This is a genomic window from Halarchaeum nitratireducens, from assembly GCF_017874695.1.
GTDB classification, from domain to species: domain Archaea; phylum Halobacteriota; class Halobacteria; order Halobacteriales; family Halobacteriaceae; genus Halarchaeum; species Halarchaeum nitratireducens.
Window position 1 is genome coordinate 361,357 of record NZ_JAGIKY010000001.1, and the last position, 21,594, is coordinate 382,950.

The following is a 21,594-nucleotide window of genomic DNA, read 5'->3' on the forward strand; positions in this document are numbered from 1 at the left end:
GCGTTCGAGGCGGCGGTGAGACCGCCCGATCGTTTCGATCGGAAACGAGCACGATCGGAAATAAATAGTTATAGGCGGTGCGCGCTATCTCCCGGTAGAGACTACCTCTGGCAATGCTACCGGAAGCGAGAAAACGGAAGATCGTGGAGCTGGTGTCGACGCACGACGGCCAGTCCGTCTCGGAGCTCGCCGACGAACTCGACTACTCGAAGGCGACGATCCGGCGCGACCTGCGGGCGCTGGCGGAGGAGGGACTGATCGAGCGCAGCCACGGCGGGGCGCTCCCCGCCACGTCGGTCGCCAGCGAGCGGTCCTACGGCGAGCGCGAGGTCAAGAACCTGGAGGCGAAACGCGCCATCGCGGCGCGCGCCGTCGAGGAGATCGCGGACACCGAAGTTGTCTTCTTCGACGCGGGGACGACCACGACGGAGGTGGCCCGCCGCGTCCCGAGCGACCTCCTCGCGGTGACGAACTCGCCGCAGCTCGCCGTCGAACTCGGGGAGCGCGTCGAGGAGGTGAAGCTCACCGGCGGGACGCTCCGGAGTCGTACGCGCGCGCTCGTCGGCCCGACCGCGGAGTCGTTCATGGAGCGGACGAACTTCGACCTCCTCTTCCTCGGGACGAACGGGCTGGACGTCGAGGCGGGGTTGACGACGCCGAACGAGAACGAGGCGCGGATGAAGGAGCTGATGGTGGAGAAGGCGAACCGGGTCGTGCTCGTCTGTGACGGCTCGAAGGTGGGCGAGCGCAGTTTCGTGCAGTTCGCGGAGTTGGACGACGTGGATCACCTCATCACGGACGCCGAGCTCCCGAAGCGCCTCGCGGAGACGCTCGACGCCGCGGGCGTCCGCGTCACCGAGGAGGACACGGCGTGATCCTCACCGTCACGCCGAACCCCGCACTCGACTACACGGTCGCGCTCGACGAACCGCTCGACTCCGGGGCCGTCGTCCGGACGAGCGGTGCGCGCGTCGATGCGGGCGGGAAGGGGATCAACGTCTCGCAGTACCTCCGTGCGCTCGGCTCCGAAACGGCCGCCAGCGGCTTTCTGGGCGATCCGTTCGGGCGAGTGCTCGCGGACGAGCTCGACGACGCGGGCCTCGAAACGGCGTTCGTCACCGTTGATGAGTCCACTCGGCTGAATCAGACGATCCTCGCGCCCGACGGCGAGTACAAGATCAATCAGGACGGCCCGCGCGTCTCCGAGCGCGCCGTCGAGGACCTGCTCGCGCGCGTGCGAGAACTCGCGCCGCCGTCGCTCGTCGTCGGTGGAAGCCTCCCGCCGGGCGTGCGCGCCGCGGACGTCGACCGGCTCGCGGCGGCCGGCGACTGGGCGACGACCGTCGACGTCGGCGGCGAGATGCTGGCCGAGCTGGAGAGCGAGTACGCCCTCTGCAAGCCGAACCGCGAGGAACTCGCGGCGGCGACGGGGATGGCGACCGCGAGCGTCGACGACTGCATCGCGGCGGCGGAAGCGCTGCGCGAGACGGGGTACGAACGCGTGATCGCCTCGCTCGGGGGCGACGGCGCGGTGCTCGTCGGACCGAGGGGAGCGTTCGTCGCGGACGCGCTCGACGTTGACGTCGTCGATACCGTGGGCGCCGGCGACTCCCTCCTCGCTGGCGTGCTCGCGGCGTACGACGACGGCGCGGACGACGCGACGGCGCTCGCACAGGGCGTCGCCGTCTCCTCCCGGGTCGTCGGCGTCGCGGGGACGAGCGTCCCCGATCTGGACGAGATCGCGGCCGTCCGCGACGACGTACGCGTCCGGCGGCACTGATCTCGCGCAGAACCGAGCAGAAAGACGCAAACCCGAACGGTTTTAAACACTCTCTCACAACTATCGTGACAGACTATGGCAGATCTGACCACGACGTATCGGGAGTACCTGACCTCGATCAAGGACGACCTGATGACGGGGGTGTCGCACATGATCCCGTTCGTCACCATCGGCGGGATCTTCCTCGCGCTCGGCTACGCGTCCGCGAGCGTCTTCGGTGACGTCACGAACGTCTTCGAGGCGACGGGGACCCTGGGGTGGTTCTTCGCGCAGGTCGGAAACATCGGCCTCACGATCATGGTGCCGATCCTCGGCGCGTACATCTCGTACGCGATCGCCGACAGACCGGGACTGGCGCCCGGCTTCGTCCTCTCCTACCTCATCCAGCAGGGGAACGTCCTGCAGGAGGCGGGGACGATCATCGGGATCCAGGGCGGCGCCGCGGGCGCCGGCTACCTCGGCGCGCTCGTCGCCGGCCTGATCACCGGCTACGTCGCGCTGTGGTTCAAGCGCCGCGACGTCCCCGGGTTCATCGAGCCGATGATGCCCGTGCTCATCATCCCGGTGGTGACGACGCTCGTGCTCCTCCCCGTGATGCTGTTCGTCGTCGGCGTCCCCGTCTCCATCGCGAACGCCGCGCTCACTGCCTGGCTCACCGGGATGCAGGGCAGTCAGGCGGTCCTCGTCGGCGCCATCCTCGGCGGCATGATGGCCTTCGACATGGGGGGGCCCGTCAACAAGGTCGCGTACGTCTTCAGCGTCGGCCTCATCGGCGAGCAGATCTACGGGCCGATGGCCGCCGTGATGATCGCCGGCATGACGCCGCCGCTCGGCATGGCGATCGCCAACCTCGTCGCCCCCGAGAAGTACCCGGCGGAGATGTACGAGAACGCGAAGAACGCCATCCCGCTCGGCCTCTCGTTCATCACCGAGGGCGCGATCCCCTACGGCGCCTCCGACCCCGGTCGCGTCATCCCGGGCATCGTCGCCGGTTCGGCCGTCGCGGGCGCCGCGGCGATGGGACTGAACGTCACGATGCCGGCCCCGCACGGCGGCATCTTCGTGATCCCGCTCTCGAACAAGCCGCTCCTCTTCCTCGGCTGTCTCGCGCTCGGCGCCGTCGTCACGGCGGTCATCGAGTACGCCATCACGCCGGCGTACGACGAGCGCGTCGGGAACGCGTAGCGGCCGAGCGAGTGCGGAACGCTTACACCCCGCGCAACACCACTCACAAACGATGAACGAAACTGAACTGAAGGAACTGATCGACGTCGATCTGATCTCCCTCGACGAACCGCCGGCCGAGAAGGAGGCGGTGATCGAGCACCTCCTCGATCTCGCCGTCGAGGCCGGGCGCGTCTCGGACCACGAGCAGGCGCTCGCCGACCTCCTCGCGCGCGAGGAGGAGTCGACGACGGGCGTGGGTATGGGCATCGGCATCCCGCACGCGAAGACGGCGGGCGTCGCGGAGCCGACGCTCGCGTTCACGCGCTCCAGCGAGGGCGTCGACTTCGGCGCGATGGACGACGAGCCCGCGACGCTCTTCTTCATGATCCTCGTCCCCGAGGCGTCGAGCGACGACCACCTCCAGATCCTCTCCAGCCTCTCGCGCTCGCTCGTCCACGAGGAGACCCGCGAGAAGCTCCACACGGCGGAGACGGCCGAGCGAGTGCAGGAGATCATCATCGAGGAGGTGGCCTGAGATGCCCGAGCGTGTCGTCGAAGTCGTTCCCGAGGAGGGCCTCCACGCCCGCCCGGCGTCGCTGTTCGTCGAGACCGCGAACGAGTACGACGCCGAGGTGTCGGTCGGCCCCGAGGGCGCGGCCGACGACGACCTCGTGAGCGCGTCGTCGATGCTCGCCGTCACCGGCCTCGGCGTCGCCGGTGGCGAAAAGCTGCGCATCGTCGCCGAGGGAGCGGACGCCGTGGCCGCCCTCGACGCCCTCGAAGAGCTGCTCTCGACGCCGGAGGACGAACTGTAGGGATGAGCGAACGACGACTCTCGGGGGTCGACGTCACGCCGCTCACGGGCGTCGGCACCGCCGTCTGGTACCGGCCGGACGCCGACCTCCCGGAGCCGCCGGCGCCGGCGGAGGTCGACGGCGAGGCGGAGTTGGCGGCGTTCGAGGACGCGCGTGACGAGGCCGAAGCCGAGCTCGACGCCGAGCGCGAGCGCACGGCCGAGCGCGTCGGCGAGGACGAAGCCGCCGTCTTCGACGCGCACGTGCAGTTCCTCACCGACCCGCAGATCGCCGACGGCGTCGCCGAGCGCATCGACGACGGCCTCCCGGCGGCCCACGCCGTCGCGGAGACCTTCGACGAGTTCGTCGAGCGGTTCGCCGCGATGGACGGGAAGATGGCCGAGCGCGCGGACGACCTCCGCGACGTTCGGGACCGGCTCCTCCGGCTCCTCACGGACGGCGAGCGGGTCGATCTCTCCGCGCTCCCGGATGGATCGGTGGTGCTCGCGGAGCGGCTCACGCCGAGCGACACGGCGCAACTCGACCCCGAGCGCGTCGCCGGATTCGCGACGGTCACGGGCGGACGGACGAGCCACGCGGCCATCTTCGCGCGCTCGCTCGCCATCCCCGCAGTCGTCGGCGTCGGTGACGCGCTGACGTCGGTCGCGGACGGCGAGACGGTCGTCATCGACGGCACGACGGGCGAGGTGGTCGTCGATCCGAGCGACGACACCGTCGCGGCCGCGAGCGAGGGCACGGAGGCCCGCGTCCGCGAGGAGCGCGTCGAGACCGCCGACGGCCGGGAGATCGAGGTCGCGGCGAACGTCGGCACGCCGGCGGAACTCGGTCCCGCGGCGGACCGCGGCGCGGACGGCATCGGCCTCTTTCGCACCGAGTTCCTCTTCCTCGACCGCGACGACGCGCCCGACGAGGCAGAGCAGTACGAGACCTACAAGCGGGCGATCGAGACGTTCCCCGAGGGCCGCGTCGTCGTCCGGACGCTCGACGTCGGGGGCGACAAGCCCGTTCCGTACCTCGATCTGCCCGACGAGGAGAACCCCTTCCTCGGCGAACGCGGCATCCGGCGTTCGCTCGGCCCGGACGCAGACCTCTTCGAGACGCAACTGCGTGCGCTCCTCCGTGCGGACGCGGACACGGACGTCGGGAGCCTCGCCGTGATGCTCCCGCTCGTCACGACCGTCGAGGAGATCGCGGCGGCCGAGACCGTCCTCGATCGGGTCGTCGAGGACCTCCGCTCCGAGGGTATCGAGGCCGAGCGCCCCGAGTTCGGCGTGATGATCGAGACGCCCGCCGCGGCGTTCATGGCGGACGAGTTCGTCTCGCACGTCGATTTCTTCAGCATCGGGACGAACGACCTCGCGCAGTACGTGATGGCGGCCGAACGCGGCAACGACGCCGTCGCGGACCTCGGCGACTTCCGTCAGCCGGCGGTGTTGCGTGCGATCGACGCGACGACGACCGCCGCCGAAGGAACAGACGTCTGGGTCGGGATGTGCGGCGAGATGGCGGGCGATCCGGCGCTGACCGAACTGCTCGTCGGACTCGGGCTGACCGAGCTCTCGATGAGCGCGGTGACGGTGCCGGCGGTGAAAGAGCGCGTCTCGGAGATCGACACGGCGGCGGCGACGGCGCTGGCGGAGCGCGCGCTCGCCGCCGCCAGCAGAGACGAAGTGACCGACCTCCTACCGTAACCATGAAACTAGTCGCAATCACGAGTTGTCCGACGGGCATCGCACACAGCCAGATGGCGGCCGAGAACCTCGAAACGACGGCCGAGGGGATGGGCCACGACATCAAAGTCGAGGTCCAGGGCGCCATGGGGGCGGAGAACGAACTCACCGCCGAGGACATCGCGGCGGCGGACGCGGTCATCATCACGGCCGACACGGCCGTCAAGACGGACCGCTTCGAGGGGAAGCCGGTCGTGCGGGGACCCGTGAAGGCGGGCGTCAACCGCGCGGACGAGATGGTCGAACGCGCCGTCGAGGCGGCCAACGCGGGCAAATCCGGTATCATCGACGAGGGCGACGCCCCCGAGTCCGAGACGGGCGGATCGACGGCGGCGGACGAAGGTACGGAAGACGGCGAAGCGGCAGAGGACGGTGACCGGCCGGCCGACGAACCGGTGAAACGCGGGGGCGACCCGGAGAAAGGGATCTTCCGCCGGCTTCGCCGGTGGCTCAGCGGCTAACTCGAATCGGAGTTTTTCGTTTCTGCGCGGGTCTGCGTTTTTCCGTGTCAGTTATACGGGTGGCGGGGGATCACCCGGACGAGGTAATACAATGGGCTTCTACGGCGGCGACGAACTCTCGAAGGTGTACGCAGACGGGCTGGAGGACGGCTTCGGCCTCGTCGCGAGCAACGTCGCGGAACCGAACGTGCTGTTGGGACTGCTGGAGGGCGCCGAGCGCGTCGACTCGGACCTCCTCGTCCAGATGAGCGCTGGAGCCTGTCGCTTCGCGGGCGACGGGGACGAGGTGGCGGGCCTGAAGGCGATGGGTAACTACATCGAGGTGATGGCCGAGCAGCGGGACATCGGCGTCTTCCTCAACATGGACCACCAGACGGACATGGAGTTCATCGAGGCGCAGATGGACCTCGACATCCCCTCCTCGATCATGATCGACGCGAGCCACGAGGAGTTCGAGGAGAACGTCGCGCGCTCGAAGCGCGTCGTCGAGATGGCCGAGGAGAAGGGCTCGGACGTCCTCGTCGAGGCCGAGCTCGGCCGGATCAAGGGCGTCGAGGACGAGATCGAGGCCGACGAGGCTTACTACACCGACCCCGAGCAGGCCGTCGAGTTCGTCGAGCGAACGGGCTGTGACCTGCTCGCCATCTCGGTCGGCACCCAGCACGGCGTGGCGAAGGGCAAGGACCTCGAACTCCGGCCGGACCTCGCGCGCGACATCGAGGACGCGTTGCGCGATCACGGCCTCGACACGCCGCTCGTCCTCCACGGTTCCTCCGGCCTCCAGCCCTCGCAGGTCGAGGAGATGATGCAGTACGGCATCTGCAAGATGAACAAAGACACCCGCTATCAGTACGAGTACACGCGGACCGCCTTCGACCTCTACCGGGCGCACACGGACGAACTCGTCCCGCCGGAGGGCGTCCCGGACAGCCGTGACACCTTCTTCGAGGACGCGGACTGGTCGCCGAACAAGGACGTCTTCGACCCGCGCGTCGCCGGCCGCGACATCCGCGAGCGGATCGCCGACGTCCACGCGGATCTCGCCGAGCTCGCCGGCAGCGCCGGACGGAGCCGCTACGCGTAACACCCCACGCTCCGTTCACTGTCGTTTCTTCCGATCACTCGGTGATCCCGGCCAGCGACGCGTCCGTCAGTCGCCCCCGCACCGCCACGGTTAAATACCCAGTTGTATCACTAGGTGGTATGTCGTTCAGCGGCTTCAGCGACGCGACGGAAGCACAGGTCACGAACGCCATCGCCCGCTCGTGGGGCGACGAGTTCCTCGACTACACCGACACCGACGTCATCATCGTCGGCGGCGGGCCCTCCGGGTTGGTCGCCGCGAAGGAGCTCGCCGAGCGCGACGTCGACGTGATGGTCGTCGAGAAGAACAACTATCTGGGAGGTGGGTTCTGGCTCGGCGGCTTCCTCATGAACAAGCTCACCGTCCGCGAGCCCGCAGAGCGCGTGCTCGACAAGCTCGGCGTCCCCTACGAGGAAGCCGAGGAGGCCGACGGCCTCCAGCTCGCGGACGGCCCGCACGCGTGCTCGGCGCTCATCCACGCCGCCTGCGACGCCGGCGCGAAGATCCAGAACATGACCGAGTTCACCGACATCGTCGTCCGCGAGGACCACGAGGTGTCGGGCATCGTGATGAACTGGTCGCCCGTCCACGCCCTCCCGCGCGAGCTGACGTGCGTCGACCCCATCGCCGTCGAGTCCGACCTCGTCATCGACGCGACGGGCCACGACGCCGTCGTCGTCTCCAAGCTCCAGGAGCGCGGCGTCGTCGACGCGCCCGGCATCGAGCACGTCGACGAGCACGAGGCCGGCATGGACTCCACCGAAGACGGCGAGTACGGCGCGCCCGGCCACGACTCCCCCGGCCACGACTCCATGTGGATCGCGGACTCCGAGGACAAGGTCGTCGAGTACACGGGCAAGATCCACGACGGCCTCCTCACCTGCGGGCTCTCGACGGCGACGACGCACGGCCTCACGCGCATGGGGCCGACGTTCGGCGCGATGCTCCTCTCCGGCAAGCGCGCCGCGGACGTCGCGCTCGACGAACTCGGCGTCGACGCGCCGAGCGTCGACGTGCCGGGGGCGACACCCTCGCCTGCGGACGACTAGCGTGATCCCTCCGGGATCACGTTGACGCGAACGGCGACGCCGTAAGCAACGCGATCGCTTCGCGACCGCGTTCAGGCGAACGGTGGAGCCGTGAGCAACGTGATCGCGCAGCGACCGCGGAACAGCGAGCGAGGAGCACGGCGGCCCGCGAGCAGGTAGCTCGAACGAAGTGAGACAGACGCGGCGAACGCCGAACGACGCGAGCGCTCCGAGGACGCGCCTCAGACTTCGAGAACGTCCGCGACGTACGTGCCGGCGACGTCGCGCGCCACGTGGAGGACGGACGGGTCGGCGAGGACGACGAACCGAGTGCGCGCGCCCTTCACGATCGTAATGAGGGCCGAGGCGGCGGCGTCGGGGTCGACATCGTCGCGGAAGACGCCGCGCTCGACGCCGTCGGCGATGACGGTGGCGAAGACGTCGCGGATGTACTCGTCGTTCCGGACGAGCTGCTCGCGGATGGCGTCGTGGTAGGGCGCCTGTGCGCGCATCTCGAGGAGCGCGCAGACGAGATCGTAGTCGCCCTCGCGGTCGATCAGGAGACCGTCGAGGAGGTCGCCGAGGTGACGCTCCGGCTCCGCCTCCGCCTCGCGGGCGTCATGGACGTGATCGAGGAACTTATCGAGGAGGTATTCGAGGAACGCGACGAGGAGGTCGTCCTTCGTGTCGTAGTGGTAGTGGATGGCCGCCGTCGTCTTCCCGTACTCCTCGGCGATGGCGCGCATCGTGAGGTCCGCGTACCCGTGTTCGCGGAGCGCGCGGTAGGTCGCTTCCATGATGGCCACCTCGACGTCCGTGGACTCCCGATCCGTCGGCGTGTCGGCCATTGGTAGTACGTGGGTGCGTAGGGGTTTGGATGCGTCGATTCGGCGCCCGACGGCGGCGGTCACGGGTGAGTCGAGCCGCGTCGCGGGCGAGTCAGAGGGGAACGAGGCGCCCGGCGATCACGTCGAGGAACGCCGCGGGCCGCTCCGCGTGCGGGACGAGGGCCGTCCGGTCGAGCTCGACGAAGTCGGCTCCCGCGGCGTCGGCGAGCGCGCGCCCCTCCGCGGGCGTCGTCGTCTCCGCGGCCGACCCCCAGACGAGCGTGACCGGGCCGTCGGCGTCCGCGAGCGCGGCTTCGAGGTCCACGTCGACGTTCAGATAGCCGCCGACGAACGCCGCGACGGCGTGTTTCGCGCCGCGCTGGTGGGCGCTCCGCCACTGGTAGTCGAGCCACGCGTCGTCGGCCGCCTCGACGTCGTAGTAGCCGTGGTCGGCGTTCGAGCGCCGGATCGAGTAGCGCGAGGTGGCGAGATCGACGAGGAGGTCGCCGAGCAGCGGCGCGCGGACGACCCCGCGAGCCCACGGGTTCGGACCGGGCATCGCGCCCGAGGAGGGGCAGACGAGGACGAGCGCCCGCGGATCGATCTCGTCGCGCGCGAGCGCGTTCGCCACGTAGCCGCCCGCGAGCGAGGCCGCGATCACCGCCGGCTCGTCGTACCGTTCGAGGAACGCCGCGACGAACGCCGTGTAGAGGTCGCCGTCGTAGTCGATCGGCGGCCGATCCGAGCAGCCAAAGCCCGGGAAGTCGGGCGCGACGACGTGGTACTCCTCGGCGAGCGCGTCCCAGACCGCCCGGTATTCGCCGCTCGATCCCGCGGCGTTCACGCCGTGGAAGCAGACGACGGTCGGGTCCGAGGCGTCGCCGGCCTCGGTGTACGCCACGTCCATCCCTCGCCAGCGGAACGTCCCGCGGCGTCCGTCGAGCGGCGGTTCGAGGTCGCCGGCGTACGCGCCGAGCGCGCGGTCCGCGACGGCCGCGAGACCGACCGCGCCCGCCGCCACGCCGATGGTTCGGAAGAGTCGCATGGGTGAGCGTTGGCCCGCGAGCGACAAAAGTTCGGGTGGAGGAGAACGGCGGATCGGGAGGGCCGTCGGCGGTGTCGTGTGAGAAACGTTTAGACGCCGCCGCGCGACGCCACGCTCATGCCCTCGGATCGCTGGCTCTACGCGCTCTCGCTCTCCGCGGTCGCCTCCAGCGTCGCCGGACTGCTCGTCCCGCTCTACGTCGTGTATCTCGGCGGCGGGCCGGGCGCGCTCGGCGTGTCCGCGTCGCTGTCGTCGCTCGTCGGCGCCCCCGGGGCGATACTCGCGGGTCGTTACGCCGACCGCACCGGGGACCGCCGCGGCGTCGTCGTCGCCGCGCTCGCCGTCGCCGCCGTCGCCCTCGTCGCCCTCCCGTTCCTGCACAGCGTCTGGTCGGTGATCGCCGTCTACGCCGTCCTCGCGTTCGCCGTCGCGGCGATCTCGCCCGTCGTTACGATGCTCGTTGTCGGTGACACGCCCGAGCAGGCGTGGAGCGGTCGGATCGCCCGTCTGAACGTCTTTCAGGGGTACGGATCGACCGCGGGGCTCGTCCTCGGGACGGTGTGGACGGTCGGGGTGGCGACGGTCGCGTCGACGGACGTCGTACAGGGGTCGCTGTTCGCCGTCGCGGCGCTCTTCGGGGTCGGGGCCGCCGTGCTCGCCGCGCGTTCGCTCCCGCGTCACGACGACCTCCACGTCGGCCCGCGGCGCGCGAGCCGCGTCGCCGCCATCCTCTCGCGGACCTCTCGGAACGCGCCGGACGCGACGTTCGCGTACGGGACGAACCGGCTCTTCTGGGCGACGCGCTCGCTGTCGCTCGCTCGCCTCCGTCGGATCGGGTCGGAGCTCCCGCCGACGCTCTGGCTCTACTTCGGGGCGGCGTTCCTGTTCTTCACCGGCTTCTCCGTCTTCTGGGCACCGCTCCCGCTCTACCTCGATTCGAGTCTCAGCTTCTCCTCCGGGATGGTGTTCGCGCTCTACCTCGTGAACAACGCCGCCTCGACGCTCCTCTTCGGCCGTGCGGGTCACGTCAGCAGCGCGCGCGACGTCCGGTTCGTACAGGGCGGCGCGCTCGGCCTCCGGGCCGCCGCGTTCGCCGGCGTCGCCGGCGTCGGCCTCTTCGGCGCGGACGCGCTCACGGGGACGCTCGGCGCGCTCGCCACCGTCGGTGCGCTCCTCTTCGTCGTGGGCGTCACGTGGGCGTTCATCGCCGTCACCGGGACGGCGATCGTCTCGCGGTTCGCGCCGCAGGGCGCACGGGGGAGCATCTTGGGGGCCTACGCCGCGCTCGCCGCGGTCGCCGGCGCGGTCGGCGGCCTCCTCGGCGGGTGGCTCGCCGCCTACCGCTTCGACGTCGCGTTCGTCGTCGCCGCCGGCCTCTGCGTCGTCGGCGCGGCCGTCGTCTACGGCGCGCGACGGCTCTCCGACGGACCGGCGGCCGCGGCCGACGCGACGAGCACGTGAGATAAACCGGCGTTCTTGTGTAGTCGACTTCCTCGCTTCTTCTCGAAGCGTTAATACACGGACACTAAAAGCACGGGACGGACATGGTCGCAAGCGCACTCGCTCCCGTCGCCCTCGGCTTCTTCGGGCTCGGGACCGGGTACTTCATCATCGGCGGTACGAACCTCTTCGGGTTTCCCGAAAAGGGCGAAACGACGCGACAGACCCTCGGCTCTTGGGGTATCTGGATGCCGGGGTTCCTCCAGTTCGTCACCGGGATCCTCCTCTGGGGCGGCCTCACTTGGTTCGACGCCTTCCGCGATGACCACCTGCTCTACATGGCAGCGCTGGCGTTTACCGCGTACGGCGTCCACTGGTTCGTCCTCGGGTGGAAAATGTACAAGGGATTCGATCCCCGGCCGGACGCGTGGATGGCGATCGCGTTCCTGTTGCTCTCCGTCCTCGGGACGGTGAACTTCTACCTGGGTGGCGTCCTCCCGGTCGCCGTCCTCTTCTTCGGGCTGACGCTCGTCTACCTCTCCGAGATCTGGGCGCGCTTCACCGGCTCGGAGACCGGCGAGAAGTCCGTCGCGCTCTTCCAGGTGCTCACCGGGATCTGGCTGATGTACCTCACCTACGCCGTCACCCTCGACATCGGGCTCGGCTGGGCGCTCCCGAAGTAAGTCGTTCCGTTCGAATCGTTTCGACGCGCACCAGACGGTGCCGTGACGACCGCCGTCGGCACGGGCCGACGTTCCCGCCCCCTACCGGCAGTGAGTGGCGGGACCCAGTCTTTTAGGCGCTCCACGACCGTCCGAACGGACGTGGCAACGTCTCAGTCCCGTTACCGGGCCGGCGTGTGCAATATCGGTCAGCGAGAGCGTCGCCGGCGATACATGTACGCTGCGGCCGCCCTCGTCGCCGCGGGCGCGTTCGTGCTCGGCGTCGTGGTCGGCATCGTCCCGCAGGAGCTCGTCCCCGCCCTCTTCGTGCCGCTCGCGCTCGCGACCGAGTGGTATCTCCAAGCCTCGAAGTCGTTCTGCGCGTTCCTCGCCCTCCTGGGCCGGTACAGCTTCGAGGAGTCGGACGATCGCGGGACCGTCGAGGACCCCGCGAACCGGGAGGCCGACCAGCAGTACGCCGTCCGGATCACCGCGACCGCGGTCGTCGCGGCCGCGCTCGTCACGACCGTCGTCTTCGTCGCGCTCTGACGATCAGTCCTCGTCGGAGAGGGTGTCGCCCCGTTCTCGCGCGCGTTCGAGGAACGACGCCGGGAGCGACGCGATCTCGCCGGCCTGGACGCGCCAGAGGTTCGCGTACAGTCCGTCCCGTTCGAGGAGGTCCTCGTGGGTCCCGCGTTCGACGACCTCGCCGTCGTCGACGACCAGGATCCGGTCCGCGTGGCGGACCGTCGAGAGGCGGTGGGCGATGACGAACGTCGTCCGGTCCGCCGCGAAGTCCGCGAGCGCGCGCTGGATGAGCGCCTCCGTCTCCGTATCGACCGCGCTCGTCGCCTCGTCGAGGATCATGATGTCGGGGTCCTTCAGGATCGCACGCGCGACGACGAGACGCTGGCGCTGGCCGCCCGAGAGCTTCACGCCCCGCTCGCCCACCATCGTCTCGTAGCCGTCCGGCAGGCGCTCGATGAACGCGTGGGCCTGCGCGCGCTTCGCCGCCGCCTCGACGGCCGCGTCGCTCGCCTCGAACGACCCGTAGCGAACGTTCTCGCGCACCGTCCCGTAGAAGAGGAAGGGGTCCTGCCCGACGTAGCCGATCGCGCCCCGGAGGCTGTCGACGGTCACGTTCCGGACGTCCCGGCCGTCGACGCGGACCGCCCCCGAGTCGACGTCGTAGAGCCGCGGGAGGAGCTTGAGCAGCGTGGACTTCCCCGCGCCCGTCGGCCCGACGACGCCGATCGTCTCCCCGCCCTCGGCCGCGAACGAGACGTCGCGGAGGACCGGGACGCGCGTGCCGCCGTCGGTGTCGTCGACGGCGCTCCCGCCGCCGTTCGTGCCGTCGCCGTCCCCGTCGTCGCCGTTCCCGCCCGGCCGGCGATACGAGAATGAGACGTCGTCGTACGCGACGCGGCCCGCACCGACGTCGAGCGGTGTCGCGTCGGGGGCGTCGCGGATCTCGCGCTCGCGCGTCGAGAGCCCGTAGACGCGCGTGCCGGCCGCCTTCGCGCGCTCGTAGTCGTCGACGATGTCGCCGAACTGGACGATCGGCCAGACGAACTGCTGGGCGTAGATGACGAACGTCACGAACTCGCCGGGGGTGAGCGTCGCCGCGAGGCCGAACGGCGGACCGAAGAGCACCCAGTAGCTCCCGAGCAGGAAGGTGACGGCGAAGCCGACGCCGGAGATGACGTTCAGCCCCGGGAAGAACGTGATGCGCGCGCGGATCGCCGAGAGGTTCGACGCGAGATAGGCGAGCGACGCCTCGCGCGTCCGCGCGGCCTCGTACGTCTCCGCGTTCGCCGTCTTCACGGTCTCGATCCCGCTCACCGTGTTCTCCAGACGCGCGTTCAGGTCGCCGATCTCCTCGCGGACGGCGAGGTACCGCGGCTCGATGACGCGCGCGAAGACGAGCGTGAACACCGCGAGCAGCGGGATCGGGAGGAGCGCGGCGAGCGTCAGCGGCGCGTTCAGGGAGAGCATCACCGCGCCGATGCCGCCGACGGTCGCGAGGATCCACAGCGAGGAGCTCACCGCGTCCGCGAGGAAGGTCTCCAGGGCGTTCACGTCGTTGTTCAGCACGCTCATCAGTTCGCCCGTTCGGCGGTGCGTGAAGAAGGCGAGATCGAGCGCTTGGAGACGCTCGAACGTCGCCGCGCGGAGGTCGTGTTGGGTGCGCTGGGCGAAGACGCTCCACGCGTAGTCGTCGATCCACGAGAGCGCCGCGCCCGCGAGCGTCGCGGCGAGCAACACGCCGACCGCGACCTCCACCTGAGCCCACCGGGCCGTCGCCGCGGGGAGCCAGTCGGCGGGAACGAACGGGAGCCCGAACGGCCGCGCGCCGAGGAAGATCGAGTCGACGGCGAGACCGACGATGTACGCGGGGACGAGGCCGAGCAGGCGGCCCGCGACGGTGGCGAGCGCGCCGCCGGCCACCCACTCCCAGTTGCCGCGGCCGTGCTCCGCGTACAGCCGCCACATCGGATTGCCCGGACCCGCGCCGTCGTCGCCGCCGTCGTCCATGCGTTCGAGTGGGCGCGGGCGTTGATAAATGCCCGACAGGCGGCGGGCCGCGTCGTAGACCGCGACGGAGGCGGAACGGGGACGACGGAGGCGGGCGCGCGACTCAGGGACCCGCGTCAGGGGCCGCCGCGTCGTTCCCGTCGCCCGCGTCGGGGTCCACGACGCCAGCCCGGTCGCCCGTGACGTCGATGCCGCGCTCGACGAACGCCGTCACCGCGCGCTCGTACGTCTCCGCGCCGTCCGGCATGAGGAGCGACGGGAGGTTCACGCGGCGCTTGCGCGTCGCGTCGCCGTCGCGGTACGCGAGTACGAGCCGCGGGCGCGTCAGCCCCCGCTCGCCCCGCGTCGCGGTCACCGACTCGACGTCGTCGAGCGCGATCCGGTCGGGCGAGCGATACCCCCGGAGGTAGTTCGCGAGCCACAGCGCGACCAAGAGCGCGGCGACGACGCCCGCGCCGCCGGCGGCCCAGATCGGGTCGGCGTCGCGCTGGACGAGCAGGACGACCAGTCGCGCCGACCACCCGATCGCGAAGACGACCCATAGGACGTACCCGAGGAAGATCGCCCGACGCCACCACGCGTCGCTCTTCCAGTAGTCGCGGTAGAGCGATCGGAGGTAGCCGGCGACGGACGATTCGAGGAGAATCTTGCTGTCCTCGAAGCGCGCGGTGCCGCGCTTCGTGGCGAACGACTCGATGGAGGGCACGCCGATCCAGTGTCGCGCCAGCGCGTTATCCGTTCCGGTGTCCCGTGCGTCTTTTGGCGATGAGGGCCGTTCGGTCGCTCGATGGGAGAGCGGGAGTTCGACAGATGGCGCCGCGACTGGTACCGGTGGATGGCGTTCACCGCCGACCGACGGGTCCTGACGACGATCGTCCTCCTCGTCGGGTTCACCACCTTCGGGCCCGTCGCCGGCGCCCTCCTTCCGAGCGCGAAGAACCCGCTCGCGGACTCCAGTCCCACGATATCGCTCGTCTCGGCGCTCCTCAGCGGGACGTTCTTCCTCTTCAGTATCGTCGTCACCCTCAACACGCTGTTCGTCTCCCAACAACAGCACCCGCTCGCACAGCAGTTCGGTCGCGTGCAGAGCGTCGTCGAGTACCGCCGCCAGTTGGAGACCGTCGTCGACACCGAGCACGTTCCGGCGGAACCCGAGGCGCTCCTTCGACTCCTCTCCGGAAGTATCCTCGAACGCGCCCAGCGCCTCGAAGAGGACCTCGGCGCCGCGGACTTCGAGCTACGCGAGGACTTGGAGGGGTACGTCGAGACCCTCGCGGAGGAGACCGGCGAGATGAACCGCGGGCTCGAAAGCGCGGAGGACACCCTCGACGTCGTGCTGGCGACAATCGACTACGACCACGACAGGCAGATCCACGACCTCCGCGCGATCCGCGCCGCGCACGGCGACGAGCTGGACGACGGGACCGCCGAGCGCATCGAGGAGATGCTTCGGCTCCTCCAGTACGCCGCGACCGCCCGCGAATACTTCAAGACGCTCTACACGCGCCGCGATCTCGCCGACCTCTCCCGTGACCTCGTCCTCACGGCCGTCCCGACCGCCGCGATCGTCGCGGCGTTCATGCACTTCCTCACCGATCTCCCGGACAGCAACCTCCTCGTCGTCGCCGTCGAAGCCGTCGCGTTCGCCCCGTTCGTCCTCGTCGCCACCTACGTCCTCCGTGTGACGCTCGTCAACAGCGCACAGCGCGCCGCCGGCCAGTTCGTCGTCGGCGACGACGGCGGCGACATCGAGGGTATCCCGGACGGCGACTGAGGTGGACCGATCGGTCAGGTCAGTCCGAAACGGTCGTGTTCGCGTTTGTCCGTGTCTCGCCCGTCGTCGTGACGGTCGCGCTCGAATCGCTCGCACGGACCGTCGCGTTCCGGAGGTCGATCGGATCGCCGGTGAGTGCGATGTCGGCTTCGTACCCGCTCGTTTCGACGCTCCCGTCGCGAAGGCCGAGGGGTCCGGATCTGGCCGTGAGCGTGATCATCGCCCCCTGTTGCTCCGTCGTGACGCGGGCGCCACAGAGATCGAGCGACGCACCGCTCACCGAGATATCCACGCTGTAGCCGTATCCGGCGAGGGTGGCGTTACGTAGGTTCGCGTCGCCGGTCGTCGCGTCGATACTCACCGGCGCGTCCTGCTGTTGCGTCGTGACCGTTCCGTTCTCCAAGTCGACGCTCGCGCCGGTCAGTATCACTTCGGCATCGTACCCGGCCGTCTCGATAGTGGTGTTCTCGGCGTCGAAGACGCCGTTCGAGCTATTAACGTCAATGCTCGAACTCTGTGCGGTAGTGGAAACGGTGCTATCGCGGAGGGTGAGGCCGGTCCCGGCGAGCGACACGTGGGCGTCGTAGCCCGTCGTCTCGATGGACGCCCCGTCGACGGTCAGAGCCCCGCTCTTCGCGTCGAGCGTGATGTGGTCGCTCTGTGCCGACGATTCGACGCTCCCGTTGAGCGTGATTCCGTCCGCGGCGATGAAGAGCGGATTATCAACGCTAAGGGAGACGCTCTTCGGGACGACGAGCGGGATATCCGACGAGTACCCATCGACGAGTTCACTCTCGTTCACCCTAGTGTCCCCGCCGTCGTAGACACCGTTTGCGTTCGCGTCCGCGTACGCGAATCCGGGATCGGCGACCCCGTCACTCGTCGGCGGCGAGCTATCATCGTCGGTCGTGGTGGTGGTCATCGTCGTGGATGTCGTCGTGGTCGTACTCGCCGTGCTCGTCGTGGATGTCGTCGTGGTCGTACTCGCCGTACTCGTCGTGGATGTCGTCGTGGTCGTACTCGTCGTCGCCGTGGATGTCGAGGGACTTCTCACCGAGTCTCCACCACACTGCGTCGTGTCGACGAGCGTGTTCGAGGGCGTGTGAGCGACGGAGACGTCGTCCTCGGCGAGGGAGCCGACGCTCGCGTTCTCGAACAGCCACGTCATGCCCGGGGCGAACGTCCCGCTCGCGGGCCCGCCGCTCGCCCACTGTCCTTCGGAGAACGCGACGCGTCGCAGCCCGTTCGTCCCGTCAAGTACGGCGGCGAGGTCGTCGCTGGCGAGGGAGTCGCCGCCGCAGTGCGTGACGGTGACGTTCGTCCCATCGACCCCGACGTCCACGGCCGCGACGGGCGCGCTGGCCGCGCCGCCACCGCCGTACGCGCGATCCAGCATGGCAGCGCCGCCGACCGTCACTGCGACGACGACGATACCGGTCATGAGGATCGTGCCGACGACGCTGCTGACGCCCCTGTTCATTCGTGACACCTCGAATTCGTCGTTCGTACGCTCCGTGTCCGCAAAAGCGTTCGGCGCCCGGATCGGCCGGTTTTTGTCACCCGGCCGCGAACCGGACGATCGTGACGCGTTACGACCGCATCGTCCGGGCGGCCGGCGGCGTCGTCTGCTGGCTCGCGCTCGTCGCCGCGACGGCGTCGCTCGTCGTCGGTGGGATCTTCGGGACGTATCCGGGACCGTACGGCGGGACGGCGCTCGTCGCGGGCGCGCTCGCCGTCGCCGTCCTCGGCGGCGCGCTGCTCGTGGCCGGCGTACCGGCACGCGTCGGGCGTTCGCGTTAGCCCTCGATCGGCGGGTTGACGAACACCGCTTCGCCGATGAGACAGAGACACCCGAGACAGCCGACGGCGAGCGTCGGCATCGCCGCGTAGGGTGCGACGACGGTCGCCGCGAGGGCGGCGACGAGCAGGACGGTGATGGCACCGAGCACCGCGTCGGGGCGGTCGATACCGGCGGGGAGCGTGCGCTCGCTCGCGTCTGTCTGGGTCATCGAGAGGGGAGAGTGAGGGGCGTGTATCCGGCGGGCGTTACATGTAGCCGAGGTCGCGGAGGCGCTCCATGAGGTCCTCTTTGTCCTGAGCACGGCCGGCGCGCTCGGTGGTGTTGTCGAGGTCCTGGAGCCAGGCGGGCTCGTCGTCGGCCTTATCGGTACTCACTTCGCTACCGAGCGAGCGGAAGCCCTTGAAGTACTTGGGGGAGACGGGGATGTCCTCGTGGGTGATGCCCTCGGGCAGGTCGTCGTAGGCCTGCGGAACGTACCCCTCCTCGGGGTACCCCTCGACGCTCTCGGGGACGACGTAGTGCCAGAAGGCGTCCCACACCGCCGATTCGTCGAACTGGAGGATCGGCTGGATGCGGTCGTGCGGCGGATAGATGTCGGGGTCATGCCGAGGAGAGAAGAACGTCTCGTCGGCGCGGGCTTCCTGTTCGTCCCAGCGGATCCCCGAGAAGATCCCGTCGACGTCGTACTCCTCGAGCGCGTCGTTGAGCGCCACGGTTTTGAGCAGGTGATTGCCGACGTACGTGTCGAGGAGGAAGGGGAAGGTGTCCTCTTGGTAGTCGAGGATGTCCCGAACGTGGTGTCGGTTGTGTTCGGAGAGGGCGGAGATGTCGATGTCGTCACCGGGGTCGAGGTCGTTGGCCTCGACGTAGTCGCCGACGTCCTCGTTCCGGGCGTAGATGAGCTCGAAATCCCACTCGTCGGCCCAGTGCTCGGCGAAATCCAGGAGGTCCTCGAAGTGCTGGTAGTGGTCGATGAAGATCGCGGGCGGCATCTCGTAGCCGTACTCCTCGGCGACCTCCTTGACGAAGTAGAGGGTGAGCGTCGAGTCCTTCCCGCCCGTCCACATGATCGCGGGGTTCTCGTACTCTTCGAGGCCCGTTCGTACGACCGCCACGGCTTTCTCGATCTTGTCTTCGAGCGTCGGATAATCCTCCGGGGTCTCGCCCTCGCCGTCCGCGTAGTCGACGTCGAGGTAGTCGGGGAAGTCCGCTGACATCGTTGTGTCCTCCTCGAATACCGTCCCACGTAAAGGCTTGCGTGTGCGGTCAGCGTTCACCGGGGGACCGCGAATGCGGAGCATGTGGCCGGTACCTGTGTGGTCGCACAGGACGGTCGGTGAGTATGCCGGCACTACGTGCCGGAACCGCCCGGAACACTGAATATCGATCCTCGTGTCAATTCGCTATGGATTGGGGTTCGATCGTCTACGTCGACGACGACCGCGCGCTCGCGGACGTCGTTAGTCGGCGCTTACGCACCCGCTTCGACCGAGGGGTGGAGACGGTTGAGAGCGCCGAGGACGCCCTCGATCGTCTCGACGACGGGCGGGTCGACTGCCTCGTGCTCGACTACCGCATCCCGGGCGAGGACCCGCTGTCCGTCCTCCGCGACGCGCGCGCCCGTCACCCCGACGTGCCCGTCGTCTTCTTCACGGGGATCGGCGACCCGGAGACGGTGGACGCGGTGATCGAGGCGGGCGCCGACGCGTTCGTCCGAAAGGGACCGGGCGGCGTGGACGCGCTCGCGGACACGCTCGGCGAGACCCTCGAGGGCTGATGGGGACGCTACGGGCGCGGGAGGCGAACGCGGACGTCGTTCCCGCCGAGATCGCTCTCGTCGAAGGAGAGTTCGCCACCGAAGGTCTCGACGGTCCACTTGACGAGCCACAGCCCGAGTCCGCTGCCGTGACGCGTCGGCGTGATCTCCGCGTCGCCGGTGACGACGTCGCGCTCGTCGGCCGGGATCGGCGGACCGTCGTCCTCGACGTGGACGGTCGTCCACCCCGGCGCCTCGGCGACGACTCGGACGCGGACGCGCGGCGTCTCGCTCGGGTTGTGCCGGATCGCGTTGTCGACGAGGCTATCGAGAGCGACGTCGAGGTGCCCGGTCGCTCGAACGGCCATCGACGTGGGGAGGTCCGTGTCGATGGCCGCGTCCGGCGACTCCCGTCGATGGGTCTCGACGACGCGTCGAACCGTCGGAACGCAGTCGATCGTCTTCGTCACCTCGGCGGCGTTCAGGACGCGGTGGATCTCGCCGGCCTCCTCGGTGAGCCGCTGGAGGGCGTCCGCCGCCCGCTCGACCGCCGCCACGGCGTCCGTCCGCTCGGCGGACTGCCCGTCGAACGCGTCGAGGAGCCGCGCCGTGTGCGAGACGATGACGTTCGCTTTGTTTCGCAGATTGTGCCGGAGCACGCGGTTCATCACGCGAGCGCGGCGCTCGTTCTGCACGAACCCGCTCAGGTCCGTGTAGACGGCGAAGCCGCCCTCGTCCGAGCGGTCGTCGGCGTACGGGATCCCGCGATAGAGGAACTCGCGGAGGCCGTCGGCCGTCTCGCGCTTCACGCGCTGATAGGTGATCTCGCCGGCGGACGTCCGGTCGTCGAGCGCGTGCGCCTCGTCCCGGAGCCACACCGGGACGATCAGGTCGTTCAGCACCTCGCCGCGCGCGTCCGCCGCCTCGTACCCGAATGTCTCCGTGAACGCCCGATTGACGCCGACGACGACCGGCACGCCGTCGGTCAGTTCGAACTCGACCACCGCGTCTTGGATGTGCTCGATGAGGTGCCCGTATCGATCGCCGCCGTCCGCGCGACCGATCGGTGTGTTTTCGTCCATATTTTATTTCATGCATCCAAGAGTAGTCATGATATGCGCATCAATAGCGTATCGCCCCACATGAACGTACTGCTCGTCGGGTGGCTCGGTCGGTTTCACTGCAAGATTGATCCGTGCGGCCGTCGACGGTCCGGTCGACGCCGGCCTCGGCCGGACCCCTTACAGTAATGGCACCTGACGACACCACACAGCGCCGATCGCTACCGGGCGGCCGCGAGCACGACGCGGCGATGGCGGACCTCTCCGGCTTCCAGCGCGACCTCCTCTGGCGGCTCTACGAGCACCAGCCGTGCAACGGGCTCGACGTCGAGACGCACTTGGAGGAGTACTACGGGGAGATCGTCAACCACAGTCACGTCTACGCGAACCTCGATCGCCTCGTCGACGCGGGCTTCGTCGACAAGCGCGACGGGGACGGCCGCGCCAACGAGTACCGACTCACGTCGTTCGCGCGGACGACCCTCGATCGCCGGCTCGCGTGGCTGAACGACCGCTCCGCACCGTAATTAAAATCAGATTGTAGTTCTACAACACGAGTTGCAAAACTTTATTCGCCCGTAGGGAGACACACGTACTACCGCCGGAGACGGCCCACGAACCCCACTGG

Annotated in this window: 24 protein-coding genes; 16 read left to right on the forward strand and 8 right to left on the reverse strand. The window is 69.2% G+C overall.

The features are described from left to right. Positions 1–113: 113 nt before the first annotated feature. The 9 genes from glpR to J2754_RS01685 all read left to right on the forward strand — a co-directional run bounded on the left by glpR (position 114) and on the right by J2754_RS01685 (position 8,086). Positions 114–875 carry an HTH-type transcriptional regulator GlpR gene (gene glpR, locus J2754_RS01645; RefSeq protein WP_211086504.1) on the forward strand — a complete coding sequence of 254 codons (762 nt, stop codon included), beginning with the start codon at positions 114–116 and terminating at the stop codon, positions 873–875. Further along, a complete protein-coding gene (pfkB, locus tag J2754_RS01650) occupies positions 872–1,780 on the forward strand; it encodes a 1-phosphofructokinase (protein WP_188876988.1) in 909 nt (302 codons plus the stop codon). Before glpR ends, pfkB begins: the two co-directional genes overlap by 4 nt. A gap of 75 nt (positions 1,781–1,855) precedes the next feature. After that, positions 1,856–2,965 (forward strand): PTS fructose transporter subunit IIC, encoded by a 1,110-nt coding sequence (locus J2754_RS01655; protein ID WP_188876987.1) that lies wholly within the window; start codon positions 1,856–1,858, stop codon positions 2,963–2,965. Positions 2,966–3,017: 52 nt separating this feature from the next. Further along, positions 3,018–3,482, forward strand: coding sequence for a PTS sugar transporter subunit IIA (locus J2754_RS01660; protein ID WP_188876986.1), 465 nt, complete (start codon positions 3,018–3,020; stop codon positions 3,480–3,482). 1 nt (position 3,483) lies between these two features. After that, positions 3,484–3,762 (forward strand): HPr family phosphocarrier protein, encoded by a 279-nt coding sequence (locus tag J2754_RS01665; RefSeq protein WP_188876984.1) that lies wholly within the window; start codon positions 3,484–3,486, stop codon positions 3,760–3,762. 2 nt (positions 3,763–3,764) lie between these two features. Next, the gene (gene ptsP, locus J2754_RS01670) at positions 3,765–5,453 is read left to right on the forward strand and encodes a phosphoenolpyruvate--protein phosphotransferase (RefSeq protein ID WP_211086505.1); all 1,689 of its coding nucleotides are present in this window, start codon (positions 3,765–3,767) and stop codon (positions 5,451–5,453) included. A 2-nt stretch (positions 5,454–5,455) separates the two neighbouring features. Further along, a complete protein-coding gene (locus tag J2754_RS01675) occupies positions 5,456–5,953 on the forward strand; it encodes a PTS fructose transporter subunit IIB (RefSeq protein ID WP_211086506.1) in 498 nt (165 codons plus the stop codon). 91 nt (positions 5,954–6,044) lie between these two features. Next, a complete protein-coding gene (gene fba, locus J2754_RS01680) occupies positions 6,045–7,037 on the forward strand; it encodes a class II fructose-bisphosphate aldolase (protein WP_188876981.1) in 993 nt (330 codons plus the stop codon). Between the two features lie 119 nt (positions 7,038–7,156). Beyond that, a complete protein-coding gene (locus tag J2754_RS01685) occupies positions 7,157–8,086 on the forward strand; it encodes a sulfide-dependent adenosine diphosphate thiazole synthase (protein ID WP_211086507.1) in 930 nt (309 codons plus the stop codon). Positions 8,087–8,307: 221 nt separating this feature from the next. Here J2754_RS01685 and J2754_RS01690 read toward each other — a convergent pair whose 3' ends face one another. After that, the gene (locus tag J2754_RS01690; RefSeq protein WP_188876979.1) at positions 8,308–8,913 is read right to left on the reverse strand and encodes a TetR/AcrR family transcriptional regulator; all 606 of its coding nucleotides are present in this window, start codon (positions 8,911–8,913) and stop codon (positions 8,308–8,310) included. A gap of 91 nt (positions 8,914–9,004) precedes the next feature. Beyond that, on the reverse strand, positions 9,005–9,937 hold the full coding sequence (locus tag J2754_RS01695) for an alpha/beta fold hydrolase (protein WP_211086508.1): 933 nt from the start codon (positions 9,935–9,937) through the stop codon (positions 9,005–9,007). Positions 9,938–10,054: 117 nt separating this feature from the next. On the opposite strand from J2754_RS01695, the gene J2754_RS01700 reads away from it, so the two are divergent. The 3 genes from J2754_RS01700 (at position 10,055) to J2754_RS01710 (ending at position 12,588) form a co-directional block, all read left to right on the forward strand. Further along, positions 10,055–11,398: an MFS transporter gene (locus tag J2754_RS01700; protein WP_211086509.1), complete on the forward strand. Its 1,344-nt coding sequence runs from the start codon at positions 10,055–10,057 to the stop codon at positions 11,396–11,398. Between the two features lie 83 nt (positions 11,399–11,481). Continuing rightward, the gene (locus J2754_RS01705) at positions 11,482–12,060 is read left to right on the forward strand and encodes a hypothetical protein (protein ID WP_211086510.1); all 579 of its coding nucleotides are present in this window, start codon (positions 11,482–11,484) and stop codon (positions 12,058–12,060) included. 213 nt (positions 12,061–12,273) lie between these two features. Next, complete coding sequence (locus J2754_RS01710; protein WP_211086511.1) at positions 12,274–12,588, forward strand: hypothetical protein; 315 nt, start codon at positions 12,274–12,276, stop codon at positions 12,586–12,588. A gap of 3 nt (positions 12,589–12,591) precedes the next feature. Here J2754_RS01710 and J2754_RS01715 read toward each other — a convergent pair whose 3' ends face one another. Together J2754_RS01715 and J2754_RS01720 are read right to left on the reverse strand one after the other, a co-directional pair. Then, complete coding sequence (locus J2754_RS01715) at positions 12,592–14,574, reverse strand: ABC transporter ATP-binding protein (RefSeq protein WP_211086512.1); 1,983 nt, start codon at positions 14,572–14,574, stop codon at positions 12,592–12,594. A gap of 103 nt (positions 14,575–14,677) precedes the next feature. Then, positions 14,678–15,280: a hypothetical protein gene (locus tag J2754_RS01720; protein WP_188876974.1), complete on the reverse strand. Its 603-nt coding sequence runs from the start codon at positions 15,278–15,280 to the stop codon at positions 14,678–14,680. An 81-nt stretch (positions 15,281–15,361) separates the two neighbouring features. On the opposite strand from J2754_RS01720, the gene J2754_RS01725 reads away from it, so the two are divergent. Continuing rightward, a complete protein-coding gene (locus tag J2754_RS01725; RefSeq protein WP_211086513.1) occupies positions 15,362–16,348 on the forward strand; it encodes a DUF7972 family membrane protein in 987 nt (328 codons plus the stop codon). 19 nt (positions 16,349–16,367) lie between these two features. On the opposite strand, the gene J2754_RS01730 is transcribed toward J2754_RS01725, so the two are convergent. Next, the gene (locus J2754_RS01730) at positions 16,368–17,828 is read right to left on the reverse strand and encodes a type IV pilin domain-containing protein (protein ID WP_211086514.1); all 1,461 of its coding nucleotides are present in this window, start codon (positions 17,826–17,828) and stop codon (positions 16,368–16,370) included. Between the two features lie 101 nt (positions 17,829–17,929). On the opposite strand from J2754_RS01730, the gene J2754_RS01735 reads away from it, so the two are divergent. Further along, positions 17,930–18,148, forward strand: a complete 219-nt coding sequence (locus J2754_RS01735) for a hypothetical protein (protein WP_188876970.1) — start codon at positions 17,930–17,932, stop codon at positions 18,146–18,148. On the opposite strand, the gene J2754_RS01740 is transcribed toward J2754_RS01735, so the two are convergent. Both J2754_RS01740 and J2754_RS01745 read right to left on the reverse strand, forming a co-directional pair. Continuing rightward, the gene (locus J2754_RS01740) at positions 18,145–18,357 is read right to left on the reverse strand and encodes a DUF8015 family protein (RefSeq protein WP_188876969.1); all 213 of its coding nucleotides are present in this window, start codon (positions 18,355–18,357) and stop codon (positions 18,145–18,147) included. The two genes, J2754_RS01735 and J2754_RS01740, sit on opposite strands and share 4 nt — an antisense overlap. A gap of 37 nt (positions 18,358–18,394) precedes the next feature. Next, complete coding sequence (locus J2754_RS01745) at positions 18,395–19,366, reverse strand: phosphoadenosine phosphosulfate reductase family protein (RefSeq protein ID WP_211086515.1); 972 nt, start codon at positions 19,364–19,366, stop codon at positions 18,395–18,397. Between the two features lie 188 nt (positions 19,367–19,554). Here J2754_RS01745 and J2754_RS01750 point away from each other — a divergent pair, with 188 nt between their 5' ends. Further along, positions 19,555–19,926: a response regulator gene (locus J2754_RS01750; RefSeq protein WP_211086516.1), complete on the forward strand. Its 372-nt coding sequence runs from the start codon at positions 19,555–19,557 to the stop codon at positions 19,924–19,926. Between the two features lie 8 nt (positions 19,927–19,934). On the opposite strand, the gene J2754_RS01755 is transcribed toward J2754_RS01750, so the two are convergent. Beyond that, on the reverse strand, positions 19,935–20,987 hold the full coding sequence (locus J2754_RS01755; RefSeq protein ID WP_188876966.1) for a PAS domain-containing sensor histidine kinase: 1,053 nt from the start codon (positions 20,985–20,987) through the stop codon (positions 19,935–19,937). 167 nt (positions 20,988–21,154) lie between these two features. Between J2754_RS01755 and J2754_RS01760 the strand changes: the two genes are divergently transcribed. Next, the gene (locus J2754_RS01760; protein WP_211086517.1) at positions 21,155–21,493 is read left to right on the forward strand and encodes a PadR family transcriptional regulator; all 339 of its coding nucleotides are present in this window, start codon (positions 21,155–21,157) and stop codon (positions 21,491–21,493) included. Positions 21,494–21,594 lie beyond the last annotated feature (101 nt).